The 16,589-nt window shown below is 71.5% G+C and carries 18 protein-coding genes; 12 read left to right on the top strand and 6 right to left on the bottom strand.

Annotated elements, in window-relative coordinates; genetic code table 11:
• The first annotated feature begins 50 nt into the window (after positions 1-50).
• From FF096_RS06825 to FF096_RS06815, 3 genes are all read left to right on the top strand, one after another.
• A complete protein-coding gene (locus FF096_RS06825; protein ID WP_169598685.1) occupies positions 51-269 on the top strand; it encodes a DUF3039 domain-containing protein in 219 nt (72 codons plus the stop codon).
• Positions 270-308: 39 nt separating this feature from the next.
• Entirely contained in the window at positions 309-962 is a 654-nt protein-coding gene (locus FF096_RS06820) for a trimeric intracellular cation channel family protein (RefSeq protein WP_309222812.1), read from the top strand.
• A 191-nt stretch (positions 963-1,153) separates the two neighbouring features.
• Positions 1,154-2,884, top strand: coding sequence for a DEAD/DEAH box helicase (locus FF096_RS06815; RefSeq protein WP_309222811.1), 1,731 nt, complete (start codon positions 1,154-1,156; stop codon positions 2,882-2,884).
• Positions 2,885-3,044: 160 nt separating this feature from the next.
• On the opposite strand, the gene FF096_RS06810 is transcribed toward FF096_RS06815, so the two are convergent.
• Positions 3,045-3,278, bottom strand: a complete 234-nt coding sequence (locus tag FF096_RS06810) for a hypothetical protein (RefSeq protein ID WP_155215552.1) — start codon at positions 3,276-3,278, stop codon at positions 3,045-3,047.
• Between the two features lie 244 nt (positions 3,279-3,522).
• Positions 3,523-5,145, bottom strand: a complete 1,623-nt coding sequence (locus tag FF096_RS06805) for an RNA polymerase sigma factor (protein ID WP_309222810.1) — start codon at positions 5,143-5,145, stop codon at positions 3,523-3,525.
• Between the two features lie 285 nt (positions 5,146-5,430).
• Between FF096_RS06805 and FF096_RS06800 the strand changes: the two genes are divergently transcribed.
• Positions 5,431-6,252, top strand: a complete 822-nt coding sequence (locus FF096_RS06800; RefSeq protein WP_155215551.1) for an inositol monophosphatase family protein — start codon at positions 5,431-5,433, stop codon at positions 6,250-6,252.
• A gap of 101 nt (positions 6,253-6,353) precedes the next feature.
• Here the strand turns inward: FF096_RS06800 and FF096_RS06795 are convergent, their stop codons facing one another.
• Complete coding sequence (locus FF096_RS06795; protein WP_309222809.1) at positions 6,354-6,869, bottom strand: LytR C-terminal domain-containing protein; 516 nt, start codon at positions 6,867-6,869, stop codon at positions 6,354-6,356.
• A gap of 427 nt (positions 6,870-7,296) precedes the next feature.
• On the opposite strand from FF096_RS06795, the gene FF096_RS06790 reads away from it, so the two are divergent.
• The gene (locus FF096_RS06790) at positions 7,297-7,593 is read left to right on the top strand and encodes a DUF4193 domain-containing protein (RefSeq protein WP_007075406.1); all 297 of its coding nucleotides are present in this window, start codon (positions 7,297-7,299) and stop codon (positions 7,591-7,593) included.
• A 144-nt stretch (positions 7,594-7,737) separates the two neighbouring features.
• A complete protein-coding gene (locus FF096_RS06785; RefSeq protein WP_155215549.1) occupies positions 7,738-8,532 on the top strand; it encodes a hypothetical protein in 795 nt (264 codons plus the stop codon).
• Between the two features lie 44 nt (positions 8,533-8,576).
• Here the strand turns inward: FF096_RS06785 and FF096_RS06780 are convergent, their stop codons facing one another.
• A complete protein-coding gene (locus FF096_RS06780) occupies positions 8,577-9,011 on the bottom strand; it encodes a DUF3093 domain-containing protein (RefSeq protein ID WP_155216031.1) in 435 nt (144 codons plus the stop codon).
• Between the two features lie 143 nt (positions 9,012-9,154).
• Between FF096_RS06780 and dut the strand changes: the two genes are divergently transcribed.
• The 4 genes from dut (at position 9,155) to FF096_RS06760 (ending at position 11,633) form a co-directional block, all read left to right on the top strand.
• Positions 9,155-9,685, top strand: coding sequence for a dUTP diphosphatase (gene dut, locus FF096_RS06775; RefSeq protein ID WP_309222808.1), 531 nt, complete (start codon positions 9,155-9,157; stop codon positions 9,683-9,685).
• Positions 9,682-10,344, top strand: coding sequence for a DUF3710 domain-containing protein (locus FF096_RS06770; RefSeq protein WP_309222807.1), 663 nt, complete (start codon positions 9,682-9,684; stop codon positions 10,342-10,344). The genes dut and FF096_RS06770 overlap by 4 nt, the downstream gene beginning before the upstream one ends.
• Before the next feature lie 160 nt (positions 10,345-10,504).
• Positions 10,505-10,885: an OB-fold nucleic acid binding domain-containing protein gene (locus tag FF096_RS06765; RefSeq protein WP_155215547.1), complete on the top strand. Its 381-nt coding sequence runs from the start codon at positions 10,505-10,507 to the stop codon at positions 10,883-10,885.
• Between the two features lie 31 nt (positions 10,886-10,916).
• Entirely contained in the window at positions 10,917-11,633 is a 717-nt protein-coding gene (locus FF096_RS06760) for a DUF3159 domain-containing protein (protein WP_155215546.1), read from the top strand.
• Positions 11,634-11,668: 35 nt separating this feature from the next.
• Here FF096_RS06760 and FF096_RS06755 read toward each other — a convergent pair whose 3' ends face one another.
• Positions 11,669-12,358 carry a TrkA family potassium uptake protein gene (locus tag FF096_RS06755; RefSeq protein ID WP_155216027.1) on the bottom strand — a complete coding sequence of 230 codons (690 nt, stop codon included), beginning with the start codon at positions 12,356-12,358 and terminating at the stop codon, positions 11,669-11,671.
• Between the two features lie 2 nt (positions 12,359-12,360).
• A complete protein-coding gene (locus tag FF096_RS06750; protein WP_309222806.1) occupies positions 12,361-13,023 on the bottom strand; it encodes a TrkA family potassium uptake protein in 663 nt (220 codons plus the stop codon).
• Positions 13,024-13,174: 151 nt separating this feature from the next.
• Between FF096_RS06750 and FF096_RS06745 the strand changes: the two genes are divergently transcribed.
• Positions 13,175-15,238 carry an APC family permease gene (locus FF096_RS06745; protein WP_309222805.1) on the top strand — a complete coding sequence of 688 codons (2,064 nt, stop codon included), beginning with the start codon at positions 13,175-13,177 and terminating at the stop codon, positions 15,236-15,238.
• Positions 15,235-16,503 carry a class I SAM-dependent RNA methyltransferase gene (locus FF096_RS06740; protein ID WP_155215545.1) on the top strand — a complete coding sequence of 423 codons (1,269 nt, stop codon included), beginning with the start codon at positions 15,235-15,237 and terminating at the stop codon, positions 16,501-16,503. The genes FF096_RS06745 and FF096_RS06740 overlap by 4 nt, the downstream gene beginning before the upstream one ends.
• Positions 16,504-16,589 lie beyond the last annotated feature (86 nt).

Raw genomic sequence — 16,589 nt, 5'->3', positions numbered from 1 at the left:
GTGGACCGGGTAAGGGTGACCTGCCAGACTTGTCAGCCGGAGGTGCAGACGTGACTACACAGGTCCTCGAACGTCCCGAGCTCAAGGACGCCGACACCGGTCCGGAGATGTTCCATTACGTCCGGAAGGAAAAGATCGCCGAGAGTGCCGTCATGGGCACCTTCGTCGTGGCGCTGTGCGGGGAGACGTTCCCGGTGACGAAGACGCCCAAACCCGGTTCGCCGGTCTGCCCGAAGTGCAAGGAGATCTACGACTCGTACCGCGAGTGAGATCCTCGGCCCGCGCGACGGCCCGCGTAACCTGCGGCGGTGACCACCTCCACCGCCCTGCTCCTGGCTGACCTGGCCGGAGTCGCGGTCTTCGCCGCCTCGGGCGCCTCCGCGGCAGTGGCCAAACGACTCGACCTGTTCGGCGTGGTCTTCGTCGGCTTCGTCGCGGCCCTCGGTGGCGGAATCGTCCGGGACCTGGTCATCGACGAGGTCCCACCGCTGGCCTTCGGCGACTGGCGCTACGCGGGGACCGCTGCGGCGACCGCTGCGGCGATCTTCTGGCTGCATCCGCAGTTCGCCCGGCTGCGCACCACCGTTCTGGTGCTGGACGCGGCCGGGCTCGGCCTGTTCACCGTCGTCGGCACCCTCAAGGCCCTCGACGCCCACGTGCCGCCGGTCGGCGCCTGCCTGATCGGCATGATCACGGCGATCGGTGGCGGACTCGTCCGCGACCTGCTCACCGGCGAGATCCCGGTGGTCCTGCGGCGGGAGATCTACGCCGTCGCGTCGCTGGTCGGTTCGATCATGGTGGTGCTGCTCAACGCCCTCGGCCACACCGGGCCGATCCCGCTCACCGCCGCAGCCGTGCTGGTCTTCGGCGTACGCCTGGTGGCCCTGCGGCGGCGCTGGTCGGCGCCGGTGGCGACGACGCGTCCGCCGCACACCGGACTGTCCGGGCCGTCGCCGGAGTGAACCCTCAGTGGCGAAGGGCACCCGTGACGGGTGTGGCGTCGCGTCGGCACCCCAGCGGGCCCTGGTTATGCTGAGTCGGCCTTCGCGGCTCGGCTGCGCGGAGGCATTTTCGTGGGGCGACCGCCATCGCCCGGCCCGGGTCCGCGGGCCTGCGGCCGGGACATCCCGTTCGGCCGGAGAGGAGCGAACACGTGGCAGTCCGGACGCCGGCACTCGAAACGTTTCCGCCCCTGCGCGCCTGGCAGCGCAAGGCCCTGGTGGAGTACCTGCGTCGGCGCAGCGAGGACTTCACGGCGGTCGCCACCCCCGGGGCCGGCAAGACCACCTTCGCCCTGCGGATCGCCGCCGAACTGCTCGCCGACGGCAGCGTCGAGGCGGTCACGGTGGTCGCGCCGACCGAGCACCTGAAGACGCAGTGGGCGGAGTCCGCCGCCCGGGTGGGCATCCAACTCGACGCCGCGTTCCGCAACGCCGACCTGCACTCCTCGGCGGACTTCCACGGTGCGGTCGTCACCTACGCGCAGGTCGGGATGGCCCCACAGGTGCACCGGCGGCGCACCATGACCCGACGCACCCTGGTCATCCTCGACGAGATCCACCACGCCGGTGACTCGCGTACCTGGGGTGACGGGGTGAAAGCGGCCTTCGAGCCTGCGGTACGCCGCCTGATGCTGACCGGCACGCCCTTCCGCTCCGACGACAACCCCATCCCGTTCGTCAGCTACGAGCGGGGCGACGACGGCCTGCTGCGCTCCCGCGCCGACTCGGTGTACGGCTACAGCGACGCGTTACGCGACGGCGTGGTGCGGCCGGTGCTGTTCCTGGCGTACTCGGGGGAGACCCGGTGGCGTACCAACGCCGGGGAGGAGCTGGCGGCCCGGCTGGGCGAGCCGATGACCCAGGATCTCATCGCCCAGGCCTGGCGCACCGCCCTGGACCCGGCCGGCGACTGGATGCCCCAGGTGCTGCGGGCGGCCGACGCCCGGCTGACCGTGCTGCGGGAGGCGGGCATGCCGGACGCGGGCGGCCTTGTCATCGCCAGCGACCAGCAGGCGGCCCGCTCGTACGCCAAGCTCATCGAGCAGGTGACGGGGGAGAAGGCGGCGGTCGTACTCTCCGACGACGTGGGCGCTTCCGCCCGGATCGCGACGTTCGCGGCGTCTCAGCAACGGTGGCTGGTGGCGGTGCGGATGGTGTCCGAAGGCGTCGACATCCCCCGGCTGGCCGTCGGCGTATACGCGACCAGCGCCAGCACCCCGCTGTACTTCGCACAGGCGATCGGGCGTTTCGTCCGGGCCCGGCGGCCCGGGGAGACCGCGTCGGTCTTCCTGCCCAGCGTGCCGCACCTGCTCGGGCTGGCCAGCGAGATGGAGGCCGAGCGGGACCACGTGCTCGGCAAGCCCAAGGACCGCGAGGGCTTCGACGACGACCTGCTGGAGCGGGCCCAACGTGACGAGCAGGCCAGCGGCGAACTGGAGAAGCGGTTCGCCGCGCTGTCGGCCACCGCCGAACTGGACCAGGTGATCTTCGACGGCGCCTCGTTCGGTACGGCGGCCCAGGCCGGCACTCCCGAGGAAGAGGAGTACCTGGGCCTGCCCGGCCTGCTCACCTCGGAGCAGGTGGCGTCGTTGCTCGCCAAGCGGCAGGCCGACCAGCTCGCCGCCCAGCGCCGCCGGGCTGCCGAGCGGCGGACGGAGTCAGCGCCGCCCGCCTCCGCTCCGGCGGCCCCGATGAGCGCCGCCCAGCGCCGGGTGGCCCTGCGTCGGCAGCTGAACGCCCTGGTCGCGGCCCAGCACCACCGCACCGGTCAGCCCCACGGCAAGATCCATGCCGAGCTGCGCCGCATCTGCGGCGGCCCGCCCAGCGCCCAGGCCACCATCGAGCAGCTCGAAGAACGCATCGCCACCGTCCAAACCCTCTAACTTTCCCTGTTGATCAAGAAGTTTTGGTCGCGGAAGCGCTTCCGCGACCAAAACTTCTTGATCAACACGTGGGGGCGGGGGCGGGGGGTGGGTGTGGGGAGGCGGCCGGAGGCATCATGGGGATGCCTCCGGCCGCCTTTAGGTCGGGTTACTGAGCCCCTCAGTTGGCCATCAGGTCGGCGCCGCGCCAGGTGAACTCCGGATCCGTCGCGTACCGTACCGTGATCTTGACGAGATCCTCGGCGTACTTGTTGGCGTGGTGTCCACAGAACACCAGCTCACTGCCACCCGCGAGGGTGACTCGAAGCTTGCCAGCGGCATTACAGCGGTCGCACCGTTCATCGGCGGCCGGGGGGCTCACCGTCTCGGGCGGCGGCGTGAGGGTCGGGGTCATCGCCTTCCTCCTCTGGTCGTCACCGATGAACACTCTCTTCGGTCTTGGTCACCTATCGTGCAACATCCTTGCCGGGCCTCGCCTTCCCTGTGTGCCCGCGGGGGACCGAGGTCACACATGGCACGGACAGTGTGCCGTGCAACAAGGGTGCCACGTCAACGATCACATTCGTGCAACCGCCTGATCACCATCCGACGTTGTACATCTGGTGGTCAAACAGGCACGATCAGTTGACGGACGCGGATCAGTCGAGGTAATCGCGGAGCACCTGGGAACGGGACGGATGCCGGAGCTTGGACATCGTCTTCGACTCGATCTGCCGGATCCGCTCACGGGTCACGCCGTAGACCTGCCCGATCTCGTCCAGCGTACGGGGCTGGCCGTCGGTCAGCCCGAACCGCAGGCGTACCACGCCCGCCTCACGCTCGGACAACGTCTGCAACACCTGCTGAAGCTGATCCTGGAGCAGGGAGAACGAGACCGCGTCGACGGCGACCACCGCCTCCGAGTCCTCGATGAAGTCACCGAGCTGGCTGTCACCCTCGTCACCGATGGTCTGGTCGAGCGAGATGGGCTCCCGGGCGTACTGCTGGATCTCCAGCACCTTCTCCGGTGTGATGTCCATCTCCTTGGCCAGTTCCTCCGGCGTGGGCTCCCGGCCCAGATCCTGGAGCAACTCGCGCTGAATCCGGCCCAGCTTGTTGATCACTTCGACCATGTGGACCGGGATGCGGATGGTGCGGGCCTGGTCTGCCATGGCGCGGGTGATGGCCTGGCGGATCCACCAGGTGGCGTAGGTGGAGAACTTGTAGCCCTTGGTGTAGTCGAATTTCTCGACGGCGCGGATGAGGCCGAGGTTGCCTTCCTGGATGAGGTCGAGGAAGGCCATGCCACGGCCGGTGTACCGCTTGGCCAACGAGACGACCAGGCGGAGGTTCGCCTCCAGCAGGTGGTTCTTGGCCCGCTCGCCGTCCCGGGAGATCCACAGCAGGTCGCGCTGCATGTCCCGGGCGAGCTTCTCCTCACCCTCGTCGGCGGCCCGCAGACGCTCCGCGGCGTAGAGCCCGGCCTCGATCCGCTTGGCCAGCTCCACCTCCTGCTCGGCGTTGAGCAGCGGGACCTTGCCGATCTGCTTGAGGTACGCCCGGACAGAGTCCGCCGAGGCGGTCAACTCGGCGTCCCGGCGCGCCTGCTTCAGCGCCTCGGACTCTTCGTCGTCCCACTCGAAGTCGTTGTCGGTGGCGGAGTTCGCCGCGTCGGCGGCGGCGGCCTGGGCCAGCTCCGCCGGCTCCTCGACCACCACGTCCTCGATCTCGGCGGCGAGTTCCTCGGGGTTGACCTCGCCCTCGGCGGCGGCACCGCCCGCGGCGGCGGCACCGCCCGCGGCGGCCTTGCCGGACTTCGCCGCGCCCGCCGCAGCGGCCACGGTGGCCTTGGTGGCCCGGGTGGACTTCTTCGCCGGCGCGGCGGCCTTGGCGGCCACCTCCGCGGTGGTGCCGGCCGCCTTACGCGAGGTCGCCTTGCGCGGCGCCGGCGCCGGTGCCTCCTCGGCGGCTGGCGCCTGCTTCGGGGCGGAAGCGGCTGCCTTCTTGGTGGTCTTGGCGGTGGTGGCTCGGGACGCTGGGGTGGCGGACCGGGCGGCGGCGACCCGTCGGCGGGTGCTGGCCGAGCCGTCGACCACGACGGTTACCCCGGCCTCGGAGAGCGCCCGCAGGATCTTCTTGGCCTGGGCCGGAGTCACCTCGGCGGACTCGACGGTGCGCGCGAGCTGGGCCGACGTGAGCTGGCCGCCGGCGCTCTGCGCGTGGGCGATCAGGGTGTCGGTGAGCGAGCGAACGTCGGCGCCGGTCTGGCGGGGTTCTGTCACGAATGACCTTCCGGAGGCGAAGAGCGAGCACGGCCGGGTTCGTCCGACGCAGCGTAGGGCACCGCGCCGAGCGATGTGGTTGAGGAACCCCCGTGTCCCGGGCCGGCCGGGTGTCGGGCGGCCCGTGGCGCGTGGGCAGGGGTGAATTGTAACGCCGTCTGCGGCCATCATCCTGCGCCGCACGGCTGATCGACGGTCGGGACCGCCGATTCGGTGCACATTTGGACTTTGTAAGGATGATACCCGCGCGAAAGCCGGATACCTGGCCGTGTGGGAAGGGGACGGATGACAGACCGTTCGGTGCCATCGCCACCGGAACTGCTGGAGGTCGCGATCGAGGTTGCCCGGGATGCGGCGGCCACCGCGTACCGGATGCGCACCGAGGGCGTCGCGGTCGAGGCGACCAAGAGCACCGTCACCGACGTGGTGACCGCGGCCGACCGGGCCGTGGAGCGCCAGATCATCGCCGAACTGCGCCGGCTACGGCCGGAGGACGCCGTGCTCGGCGAGGAGTACGGCGCGGCGGGCGGGGACGGCCCCCGGCCCCGGGTGCGGTGGATCGTCGACCCGATCGACGGCACCGTCAACTACCTGTACGGGCTGACGCACTGCGGCGTGTCGATCGCCGCGGAGGTGGACGGCGAGGTGGTGGCGGGTGTCGTACGCAACATCCACACCGGCGAGGAGTGGACCGCGACCGTCGGCGGGGGCGCCTGGCGCGACGGCCGGCGGTTGCGCTGCTCCACCGAGACCGATCTCGGTCAGGCGTTGGTGATCACCGGTTTCGGGTACGCCGCCGCCCGCCGGGTCCACCAGGCCCGGGTGGTCGCCGAACTGATCCCGCACGTACGCGACATCCGTCGCCTCGGTGCCGCCTCCGTCGACCTCTGCCTGGTCGCCGAGGGACGGGCGGACGCCTACTACGAGAAGGGCCTGGCCGCCTGGGACCAGGCCGCCGGGGTGCTGGTGGCCACCGAGGCGGGCGTACGGGTAGGCGGGCTCAAGGGGCTGGATCCGGGCCCCGAGATGGTCATCGCCGCCGCGCCGGCCCTGTTCGACGCGCTGCACGACCACCTCGCCGCGTTGGACGCCTCCGGCGGCCCCTGACCGAGGGGTGGGCGTCCGACGGGCCCTGTGGCCGGGTCGGGGTTGGTGCGGGACAACGCCGGGTCGGGCTCGGTGCGGGGCGGCCCGACGGGCCGGGTCGGTCAGTCGTCGACCACCATCGGGCAGGAGCCCGGCGGGGCGACCGGGGCGCCGAGGTCGCCGAGGGACTGGTTGACCTCGGTGGTGGTGGCCAACTGCTGGAAGCTGCTGCCCAGCACCACGTCGACGATGTCGTCCTCGCGCTTGGGGTTGTACTCCAGCTCGGCGTTGCCGAGGAAGTACGCCCGCAGCAGGTGCGCCGAGCCGACCCCCTTCGGGCCGTAGCGCAGGACCGCCACGTCGTCGATCTTCTTCTTCTGGTTGGCTTCCTTCTGGACCTGGAAGTCACGGTTGCGGAAGTCGTCACCGACGTTGGCGGCCAGCCCGGGGCGATCCGTGCCGTTGAGCACATTGATCTTGACGTCCTTGTGGTCCCGCAAGGTGACGTCGGCACGCGGCCAGTCTTCCGGGCAGCCCTCGCCGACACCGGCGTTACCCTGAGTGTCCTTGACCAGGGCAATGACCACGAAGACCAGGGCGACCACCGCCAGCATGCCGACGATTACGAGTGCTCGCACTCGCGCAAAGCTCATCAGGGCGCTCCCGGGCGATGGTGGGTGGCGGCGGCCGGCGGTCGGACCGTCCGCTGACCGTCGGATACGCCGCTGAGGTTAACGGGTGTCCGACGGTCGCGTGGAAACAGTCCGACATACCGGCGCGCCATCGGAGAACGGGGTAGTACTACCCCTATCTTCGTGTCGCCTGAGTCACATTGGGAACAACTTCCCGTGCAGGGGCGTACATCTCAGCCACGAGGGCGGTATACATGCCTCGCCCAAAGGGGGGGTAGGGTTCCGCGCTCGCCGGGGAGATCCTCTGGCGGTCTGGTCCGAGCGGTCGTCGGGTCAGGTGGCCGACACTTGCGGTGGCCGGCCAGCGGAACCGAAACAGCGTCGTCCGGCGTTACAACCGGAAGCGACAACATCGAAATGGGAGAGTGAACCGATGGCCACCGACTACGACGCCCCGCGCCGCGACGAGGTCGACCTCGGCGAGGACAGCCTGGAAGAGCTCAAGGCCCGGCGCGTCGACTCACAGTCGGGCGCCGTGGACGTCGACGAGGCCGAAGTGGCTGAGAGCTTCGAGTTGCCCGGCGCCGACCTTGCCGACGAGGAACTGACGGTCAAGGTGCTACCGATGCAGCAGGACGAGTTCCGCTGCGCCCGTTGCTTCCTCGTGCACCACCGCAGCCAGTTGGCGGTGGAGCGCAACGGCGAGCTGATCTGCCGAGAGTGCGTCTGAGAAGCAGGGCGACGACCACGACCACGGCGGCGACTCCACTGGGGAGTCGCCGCCGCCCGGCTCAGCGAGCGCCGCGCCGCGCAACCTGGTTGACTCGTTAGTCATGAGCGAGCGAATCGGCGGGCTCGGCGTCGTGATGCGGCCATGAGCGAGCACCACGCGCGTGCCGAGGACGGCACCGACGAGCTGGGGAAGACGGTCGCCGCGCTGACCGCCGACGAGATCGAGCCGGCGAAGCGGCGTCAGTTGCTCGGCCGGCTGGTCGGGCAGGCCCGGTCCCGAGGGATCGGCGACCTGTTCAAGCCACGGGCCGCGCTGCGCTGGATGGTGGAGACCGTCGCGGAGATCGCTCCACACGTACCGGTCCGTGACCTGGCCACCCTGCGTCGGCACTTTCCCGGCCTGGAAGGCGAGGACCTGGCCGACCGACTGGTCCGCAACGCATCCCGGGCCACGGCGGGGGTCGGTGCCGCCGGCGGTGGGGCCTCGGCGGTGCAGTGGACGGTCGCCCCGAGCCTGCTGTCCGCTCCGGTGCTGCTCGCGGCCGAGACGGTCGCCGTGGTGGCGGTGGAGCTGAAGCTGACCGGCGAGCTGCACGAGGTGTACGGCGTACCGCTGCCGGCCGGCGGCACCGAACGGGCGATCGCGTTGGTGCACGCCTGGGCGAGTCAGCGGGGAGTCAACCCGATGATGCCCGGGGTCGGCGTGGGCGCGGTGCTGGGTACGGCCGCCCGCAACGAGCTGCGGGAGACGCTGCTCAAGCGCTTCGGTCGCAACCTCACCACGCTGGGCCCGTTCCTGACCGGCGCGGCCGTGGCGAGCTACCTCAACCGGCGGGCCACCCGGTCCCTGGCCGACCAGCTCCGCACCGACCTGCGCCGGCAGCGACGGAGTCTGCCCGGTGCGCCACCCACCCCACCTGCCCTGCCGGGCTCCTGAGCGCCGGGGCGGCGTGCCGCAGCCGCAGGGCCGTCTCGCTCCGGTCAGCGCGCCGCGTCCCGCGCCGCCAGCAGGGCCTCGGCCAGCTCGACCGGATGTCGGGAGCTGACCACCCAGAACGGCGTGGGGTCGGCCGGATCGTTGAGGATCACCTGGACGGCCCCGGGGATCCACGGCCGCTGCACGACGAACGCCAGCGGGTCAGCGCCGACACCGAGCACCTCGCGCCGCCCCTCGGCGTCCAGGGCGATGGCGTCGGCGACGAACCGGACGGGCAGCCGGGCGTCGTCGACCCGCAACTCCCCGTCGGCCACCGCGATCCGAATCCGGCTCAGCCATGCCAGCCCGGCGACGGCGGCCGGAAGCAGCACCGCGAACGGCAGCCAGGCGCGTACGCCGGACCCGCCCATCCACACCTCCACCGCGAGCAGCGCGGCGGCGGCCAGCCCGGCGAGCCACATCCACCAGGGCAGACGCATTCGCTCGGCGTACGTCGGGGGTGCCGTGACGGACGAAGGTGGCGGTGACTGGCTCACTCGTGCCAGGGTACGGCGCGCCGACCCCCGGGTACCGGGCAGGATGGCAGGGTCACCCCCAGCGGAACCGACGAAAGAGGGACATCGTGACCGACGTGGTGCCCGTGCCGGTCCGGCGGCTCGACCCCGAGCTGCCGCTGCCGGCGTACGCCCATCCCGGTGACGCCGGTGCCGACCTGGTGGCGGCCGTGGACGTGGAGCTGCCCCCCGGCGGCCGGGCGCTGGTGCCGACCGGGGTGGCGATCGCGCTGCCCGAGGGGTACGTGGGCCTGGTGCATCCCCGATCGGGGCTTGCCGCCAGACTCGGCGTGACGGTGCTCAACGCGCCCGGTACGGTCGACGCCGGCTACCGGGGTGAGATCCTGGTCAACCTGATCAACCATGATCGGGCCGCGTCGGTGAAGATCGCCCGGGGCGACCGGATCGCACAGCTGGTTGTGCAACGGGTGGAACGGGCGATCTTCCAGCCGGTGGCCGAGCTGCCCGCGTCGGGGCGTGGGACCGGTGGGCACGGCTCCACCGGCGGCCACGCCGGGCTGGTACCACCGCCGGCCATGGACGGCGCGAACGGACACGATGGCACCGTGAGTGCGAACAGCGGAGGTTGGACGCAGTGATCTTCTCCCGAAAGCGGGCTGCGGGACGGCACGCCCTTGACGAGCGGGCGACCGTGCCCGAGGCCGCCCCGTCGGAACCGGAGCGGCCGGCGCGTGGGCCGTACGACATCACCGAGGCCCCGGAGGGGGTGCAGCGGCTCGACCTGGGCAGCCTGCAGATCCCGGCGGTGCCCGACGTCGAGGTGCGGGTGCAGGCCGACCCGCAGGGAGTGGTCCAGCAGGTGGTGCTGGTGCACGGCCAGAGCGCCCTGCAACTCGGTGCCTTCGCCGCCCCACGTTCCGAGGGGATCTGGGACGAGGTACGCGAGGAGATCCGCCAGTCGCTGTTCGCCGACGGCGCCGCCGCGCAGGAGGTCGAGGGTGAGTACGGCACGGAGCTGCACGCCCGGGTACGCACCGACGACGGCCTGACCGACCTGCGGTTCGTCGGCATCGACGGCCCGCGCTGGATGGTCCGGGCGGTCTACCAGGGGGCCGCGGCCACCGATCCGGCCGCCGCCGGTCCGTTGGCCCGCTGCCTGGACGGGCTGGTCGTCGACCGGGGGATGGAGGCCAAGCCGGTACGCGAGCCGCTGCCGCTGCGGTTGCCGCGCGAGGCGGCGGAGCAGGCCGCGACGACCGGTGAACGGTCCGACGCGGCGTCGACGCCCGGCCGCTGAGCGTTCCTCGGAAACCCGGTGTCAGCCCGGCCGCACGGCGCTTCCGGTCCGCCGGAAGCGCCCGTTCCGGCGTACGCTGGCGGGTATCCTCGCGGCTGCCGTCCGCGGGCGGTTGCTTCCGGTGCCTGCCGGCCGGCGTGGAGAGGGTGACGCGCAGCTCATGACCACCGACGAGGGTCAGGGTTCGCTGCGGCGGATGTTGCGACGGCTGACCGCGAGCGAGGCCGAGATCGAGGCGCAGCAGTTGCAGCGGGAGAGCGCCCGCTGTGGCGCGGTGCCGGTGCGGCACTGCACGCGGGGGCAGGTGGCGTCGGTCAGCGGTCGGCTGCGTACCGTCGTCTACACCCCTAGGACGAACCTGCCCGCGCTGGAGGCGGATCTCTACGACGGCAGTGACGTCGTGACCCTGGTCTGGCTCGGGCGGCGGCACATCGTCGGCATCGAGCCGGGGCGGCACCTGACGGCCCGGGGCCGGGTCGCGGTGCGCGACGACCGCAAGGTGATCTACAACCCGTACTACGAGCTGGAGCCGTCGAAGTGAACCTGCGGGCGTTGCGGATGGACAGCGGACGATGACGACCGGACAGCACCCGGCGACCCAGCCGGAGGCCGGGCCGGCGGACGAGGAGCGGCTGCCCACCGTCGCCGAGCAGATGGCCGACCAGCTCGGCGGCTGGCGAGGACTGGCCGAGTCCAGCATCCCGGTGGTGATCTTCGTGATCGCCAACATCGTCGGCGAGCTGCGGCCCGCCGTGATCGCGTCGGTGGCGGTGGCGGTGCTGATCGGCGGGCTGCGGCTGGCTCAGCGCCGGCCGGTGCGGCACGCGGTCAACGGCCTGTTCGGCATCGGGATCGGTGCCGCCATCGCCTGGCGCACCGGTGACGCACGCGACTTCTACCTGCCCGGCATCCTCTACGGCATCGGCTACGGTCTGGCCCTGCTGCTCTCGGCGGTGATCCGGCAGCCGCTGGTCGGCTGGATCTGGTCGGTGCTGGTGGCCAAGGGCAGCTCGCAGTGGCGCGAGGATCCGGTGCTGGTCCGCACCTTCACCAGACTGACCGTGCTGTGGGGCGTGGTGTGGCTGGCCAAGGTCGGCGTGCAGGCCGCCATCTACCTGGCGGCCCGCCGGTTCGACCAGCTCGGCGACGAGGCCGCGGCCGCCGACATGGAGACCGCCCTCGGGGTGGCGCGACTGGCCCTGGGCTACCCGCCGTACGTGCTGCTGTTGCTGATCACGGTCTGGACGGTGCGGCGGGTCACCCGCCGGACGGAGCCGCTGGCCGGCTGAGCCGCAGCGGTGGTGACCCAGGCCGGGACGGCCGCTCAGTGTGACTCGCGGGTACGCTCCACGCTGTCCGGGCCGAGCACCACCGCCCGGACGGCGTCCTCCATCTCGGCGGTGCAGACGAAGACCAGTTCGTCGCCGGCCTCGATCGGGTCGTCCGGGCTGGGCACCAGGACCCGCTTGCCGCGCAGGATCGCCACCAGCGCGGAATCCCGGGGCAGTGGAACCTCGCGCAGCGGGCGTCCGACGTAGGGCGCGGTCGGCGGCAACGTGATCTCGACCAGGTTCGCCTCGGACTGCCGGAACGTCATCAGACGGACCAGGTCACCGACGGTCACCGCCTCCTCGACCAGCGCGGCCATCACCCGTGGCTTGCTGACCGCCACGTCCACGCCCCACTGCTCGGTGAACAGCCACTCGTTCTCGGCCCGGTTGACCCGGGCGACCACCCTAGGCACCGCGAACTCGGTCTTGGCCAGCAGCGAGACCACGAGGTTGACCTTGTCGTCGCCGGTGGCCGCGACCACCACGTCGCAGTCGGCCAGCTCGGCCTCCTCCAGGCTGGCCAGCTCGCAGGCGTCGGCCAGTACCCACTGCGCCTCCGGCACCCGGGCGGGGCGGAGCATCCGGGGCTGCCGCTCGATGAGCATCACCTGGTGGCCGTTCTCGATCAGCTCCTGGGCGATGGAACGGCCCACGTTGCCGGCACCGGCGATCGCGATCCGCATGGTCACTGACCCCCTTCGGGTGTCGCCGCCACGGACGTGACCGCCGCCACCATGTCGTCGGTGACCAGCATGAAAACCTGGTCGCCCTCCTGCACCACGCTGGAGGCGGTGGGTAGCGTGCCGATGCCGAAACGGGTCAGGTACGCCACCCGGGCACCGGTCGCCTCCTCCAGATCCCGCACCGGACGGCCGATCCAGTCCTTGTGCACCGGCACCTCCACGATCGAGACGGTGCTGGTGGGGTCGCGGAAGATCTCCACGTTGCCCTCGGGCAGCAGGTGGCGCAGCATCCGGTCGGCCGTCCACCGGACGGTGGCCACGGTGGGGATGCCCAGCCGTTCGTAGACCTGCGCTCGGCGCTGGTCGTAGATGCGGGCCGCGACCCGGACCACGCCGAAGTTCTCCCGGGCCAACCGGGCCGAGATGATGTTGGAGTTGTCGCCGCTGGAGACGGCGGCGAAGGCGTCGGCCCGTTCGATGCCGGCCTGGCGCAGCACGTCGCCGTCGAAGCCCACCCCGGTGACCGTGACGCCCGTGAAGTCCGGGCGCAGCCGACGGAAGGCGTCCGCGTCCTGGTCGATGATCGCGACCGAGTGCCCCCGGGACTCCAGGCTGTGGGCCAGGGTCGAGCCGACCCGACCACAACCCATGATCACGATGTGCACGCTGCCTCCCACGGTGGTGCCGCCGCGCCTCGTCGTCTGCGAGCCTGCCACGTCCGGGCCGCAGGCGGGGACCGACGGTACTCCTGTGCTGGTGATGGCCGTGGCCGGGCACCCCACGCTCCCACCGGTGGTGGTCGTACGCTGTGCCGTTGTGGCCCGATCCACCTCGCTGCTGAAGCGGCTGCTCGTCGGCCGGCCGTTCCGGTCCGACCGGCTCAAGCACACCGTGCTGCCGAAGCGCATCGCCCTGCCCGTCTTCGCCTCGGACGCGTTGTCGAGCGTGGCGTACGCGCCGGACGAGATCCTGCTGATGCTCTCCATCGCGGGAGCCTCGGCGTTCGTGTTCTCGCCGTGGGTCGCCCTCGGCGTGGTGGTGGTCATGCTGACCGTGGTGGCCAGCTACCGGCAGAACGTGCACGCGTACCCCTCGGGCGGCGGCGACTACGAGGTGGCGACGGTCAACCTCGGCCCGCGAGCCGGGGTGGGGGTGGCCAGCGCGCTGCTGGTCGACTACGTCCTCACCGTCGCCGTGTCGGTCTCCTCCGGGGTGGCCAACCTCGGCTCGGTGATCCCGTTCGTGGGGACCCACAAGGTGCTCATCGCGGTCTCCGCCGTGGTGTTGCTGAGCGCGGTCAACCTGCGGGGGCTCAAGGAGGCGGGCAGCGCCTTCGCCATCCCGACGTACGGCTTCATGATCGTGATCATCGGGATGATCCTCACCGGGCTGGTCCGGATCGTGGTGCTCGGCGAGGAACTGCGCGCGCCCAGCGCCGACCTGGTCGTCGCCGCCGAGTGGCACGACACCACCGGCTGGGCGATGGCGTTCCTGCTGTTGCGGAGCTTCTCCTCCGGCTGCGCCGCGCTGACCGGCGTGGAGGCGATCTCCAACGGGGTGCCGGCGTTCAAGGCGCCGAAGAGTCGCAACGCCGCGACCACGCTGCTGATGCTCGGCCTGGTCTCGGTGACGATGCTGGTCGGCATCGTCTGGTTGGCGCGGCTCACCGGGCTCCAGTTCGTCGAGAACCCGGCCGTGCAGATCGTCGCCGGCCCGGACGGCTACGTGCAGAAGACCGTCACCGCCCAGCTCGGCGAGACGGTCTTCGGGTCGGGGTCGGTGCTGCTGTTCCTGGTCGTCGGGGTGACCGCCACGATCCTGTTCGTGGCCGCCAACACGGCCTTCAGCGGCTTCCCGGTGCTCGGTTCGATCCTCGCCCAGGACCGTTACCTGCCCCGACAGCTGCACACCCGGGGTGACCGGCTGGCCTTCTCCAACGGGATCCTCTTCCTGGCCGGTTTCGCGATCCTGCTGATCGTCGTTTTCCAGGCCGAGGTGACCAAGCTCATCCAGCTCTACATCGTCGGCGTCTTCGTCTCGTTCACCCTCTCCCAGGCCGGGATGATCCGGCACTGGAACCGGCTGCTGGGCCGGGAGCGGGATCCGCAGGCGCGCCGTCGGATGGTCCGCTCCCGGGCGATCAACGCCTTCGGCATGGCGATGACCGCCGCGGTGCTGGTGATCGTGCTGATCACCAAGTTCCTGCTCGGTGCGTGGATCGCCATCGTCGCGATGGGTCTGATCTACGTGTTGATGCTGGCCATCCGGCGGCACTACGACCGGGTGGCCGTCGAACTGGCCCCGGACGAGGGGCGTCCGGTGCTGCCGGCCCGCAACCACGCCATCGTGCTGGTCAGCAAACTGCACCAACCGACCCTGCGGGCGGTGGCGTACGCGCAGGCCACCCGGCCGGACACACTCACCGCGGTGACCGTGAACGTCGACGACCACGACACCCGGCAGTTGCAGGGCGACTGGGAACGACGGGACGTGCCGATCCCGTTGACGGTGATCGACTCGCCGTACCGGGAGATCACCCGCCCGATCCTGAACTACGTGGCCGGGGTGCGCCGTGCGTCACCGCGCGACGTGGTGACGGTCTTCATCCCCGAGTACGTGGTGGGACGCTGGTGGGAGAACCTGCTGCACAACCAGAGTGCGTTGCGGCTCAAGGGGCGACTGCTGTTCGAGCCGGGGGTGATGGTGACCAGCGTGCCGTGGCAGCTCGCCTCGACCGCCGGCAAGGACCTGGACCGACTGGACGCCACGCTGGGCCGTGGACCGGCCCGCGGCCCCCGGGTCACCCCGCGCGGCACCCTGCCACCCGTCGTTCCGCCGTTGGATCCGGAGCGCGACCCGATGGACGGTGAACCGCGATGAGTGAACGTCGGCGACGCGCCGAACCTGGTGAGGGAGGCGTGATCAGCGGGCTGGAGGAGGCCGAGCGGGTCGAGTTGACCGTCGCGGCGGTGGCGCCCGGTGGGCACTGCGTGGCCCGGGTGGACGGCCAGGTGGTCTTCGTCCGGCACGCCCTACCGGGTGAGCGGGTGCTGGCCGAGGTGACCGAGGTGCACCGGGGCTTCGTCCGGGCCGACGCGGTCACCGTGCTGGAGGCGGCCCCGGAGCGGGTCACCCCACCCTGCCCGTACGCGCGCCCGGGCCGCTGCGGCGGCTGCGACCTGCAACACGTCGCCCCGGACGCCCAGTTGCGCTGGAAGGAGGCGGTGGTCCGTGAGCAGCTCATCCGCCTCGGCGGCCTGGACGAGGCCGCCTGTGACGCGCTCGGCCTGCGGGTGACCGCGTTGCCCGGTGGTCCGTTGGGCTGGCGATCCCGGGTGCGGTACGCGGTCGACGCGGCCGGGCGCGCCGGGCTGCTCAAGCACCGCTCACACGAGGTGGTGCCGATCGATCGCTGCCTGATCGCCCACCCGGCCATCCAGGAGCTGCCGGTGCTCACCGCCGCCGGGGTGAGCTGGCCGGATGCCGAGGCGGTGGAGGCGGTCGCCTCCACCGGCGGGGATGTGGCGGTGACCGCCGTCGCGGCCGGGACCGCCCGTCGGGTCAGTGGCCCGGACCGGGTCCGGGAGCGGGCCGCCGGTCGGGAATGGACGGTGCCCACCTCGTCCTTCTGGCAGGTGCATCCCGCCGCTGCGGACACCCTGGTCGACGCGGTGTTGGAGCTGACCGACCCTCGGCCGGGGGAGCGGGCCTGGGATCTCTACGGTGGCGCCGGCCTGTTCGCGGCGGCGCTGGCCGCTCGGGTGGGCGAGACCGGGCGGGTCACCCTGGTCGAGGCGGCCGGTGACGGCGTCACGGCGGCCCGGGAGAACCTGCGCGACCTGCCGGTCGTGGAGGTGGTGGCGGCCCGGGTGGAGACCGCCCTGGCCCGTCGCCGGGTCACCGGCCCGGTCGACGTGGTGGTGCTCGACCCGCCCCGGACCGGGGCCGGAGCGCGGGTGGTGCGTGACGTGGTGGCCGCCGGACCCCGGACGGTGGCGTACGTGGCCTGTGACCCGGCCGCGTTCGCCCGGGATGTGCGGGTCTTCGCCGACCTGGGGTGGCGGCTGACGGCGCTGCGCGGGTACGACCTGTTTCCGATGACCCAGCACGTGGAACTGGTCGGGCTGCTCTCACCCACTCGCTGAGGTGTAAGGAAGGGACCCTTCCTATACCGCAGGCGTTAGTAAGGGGCCCTTCCTTACCAGCGGGAGGTGGGTGGGGGTCGCGCCCG

The organism is Micromonospora sp. CP22, from assembly GCF_009712475.1.
Classification (GTDB): domain Bacteria; phylum Actinomycetota; class Actinomycetes; order Mycobacteriales; family Micromonosporaceae; genus Micromonospora.
This window is presented reverse-complemented; position numbering and strand designations above follow the sequence as displayed.

What these genes read in the sequence shown, in the direction of transcription:
- FF096_RS06810 (WP_155215552.1), bottom strand. Translation starts at nt 3,278, where the DNA reads ATGACCCCGACCCTCACGCCGCCGCCCGAGACGGTGAGCCCCCCGGCC.
- FF096_RS06755 (WP_155216027.1), bottom strand. Translation starts at nt 12,358, where the DNA reads ATGCGGATCGCGATCGCCGGTGCCGGCAACGTGGGCCGTTCCATCGCC.
- FF096_RS06740 (WP_155215545.1), top strand. Translation starts at nt 15,235, where the DNA reads ATGAGTGAACGTCGGCGACGCGCCGAACCTGGTGAGGGAGGCGTGATC.
- FF096_RS06800 (WP_155215551.1), top strand. Translation starts at nt 5,431, where the DNA reads ATGACAGACCGTTCGGTGCCATCGCCACCGGAACTGCTGGAGGTCGCG.
- FF096_RS06785 (WP_155215549.1), top strand. Translation starts at nt 7,738, where the DNA reads ATGAGCGAGCACCACGCGCGTGCCGAGGACGGCACCGACGAGCTGGGG.
- FF096_RS06760 (WP_155215546.1), top strand. Translation starts at nt 10,917, where the DNA reads ATGACGACCGGACAGCACCCGGCGACCCAGCCGGAGGCCGGGCCGGCG.
- FF096_RS06780 (WP_155216031.1), bottom strand. Translation starts at nt 9,011, where the DNA reads ATGCGTCTGCCCTGGTGGATGTGGCTCGCCGGGCTGGCCGCCGCCGCG.
- FF096_RS06765 (WP_155215547.1), top strand. Translation starts at nt 10,505, where the DNA reads ATGACCACCGACGAGGGTCAGGGTTCGCTGCGGCGGATGTTGCGACGG.
- FF096_RS06790 (WP_007075406.1), top strand. Translation starts at nt 7,297, where the DNA reads ATGGCCACCGACTACGACGCCCCGCGCCGCGACGAGGTCGACCTCGGC.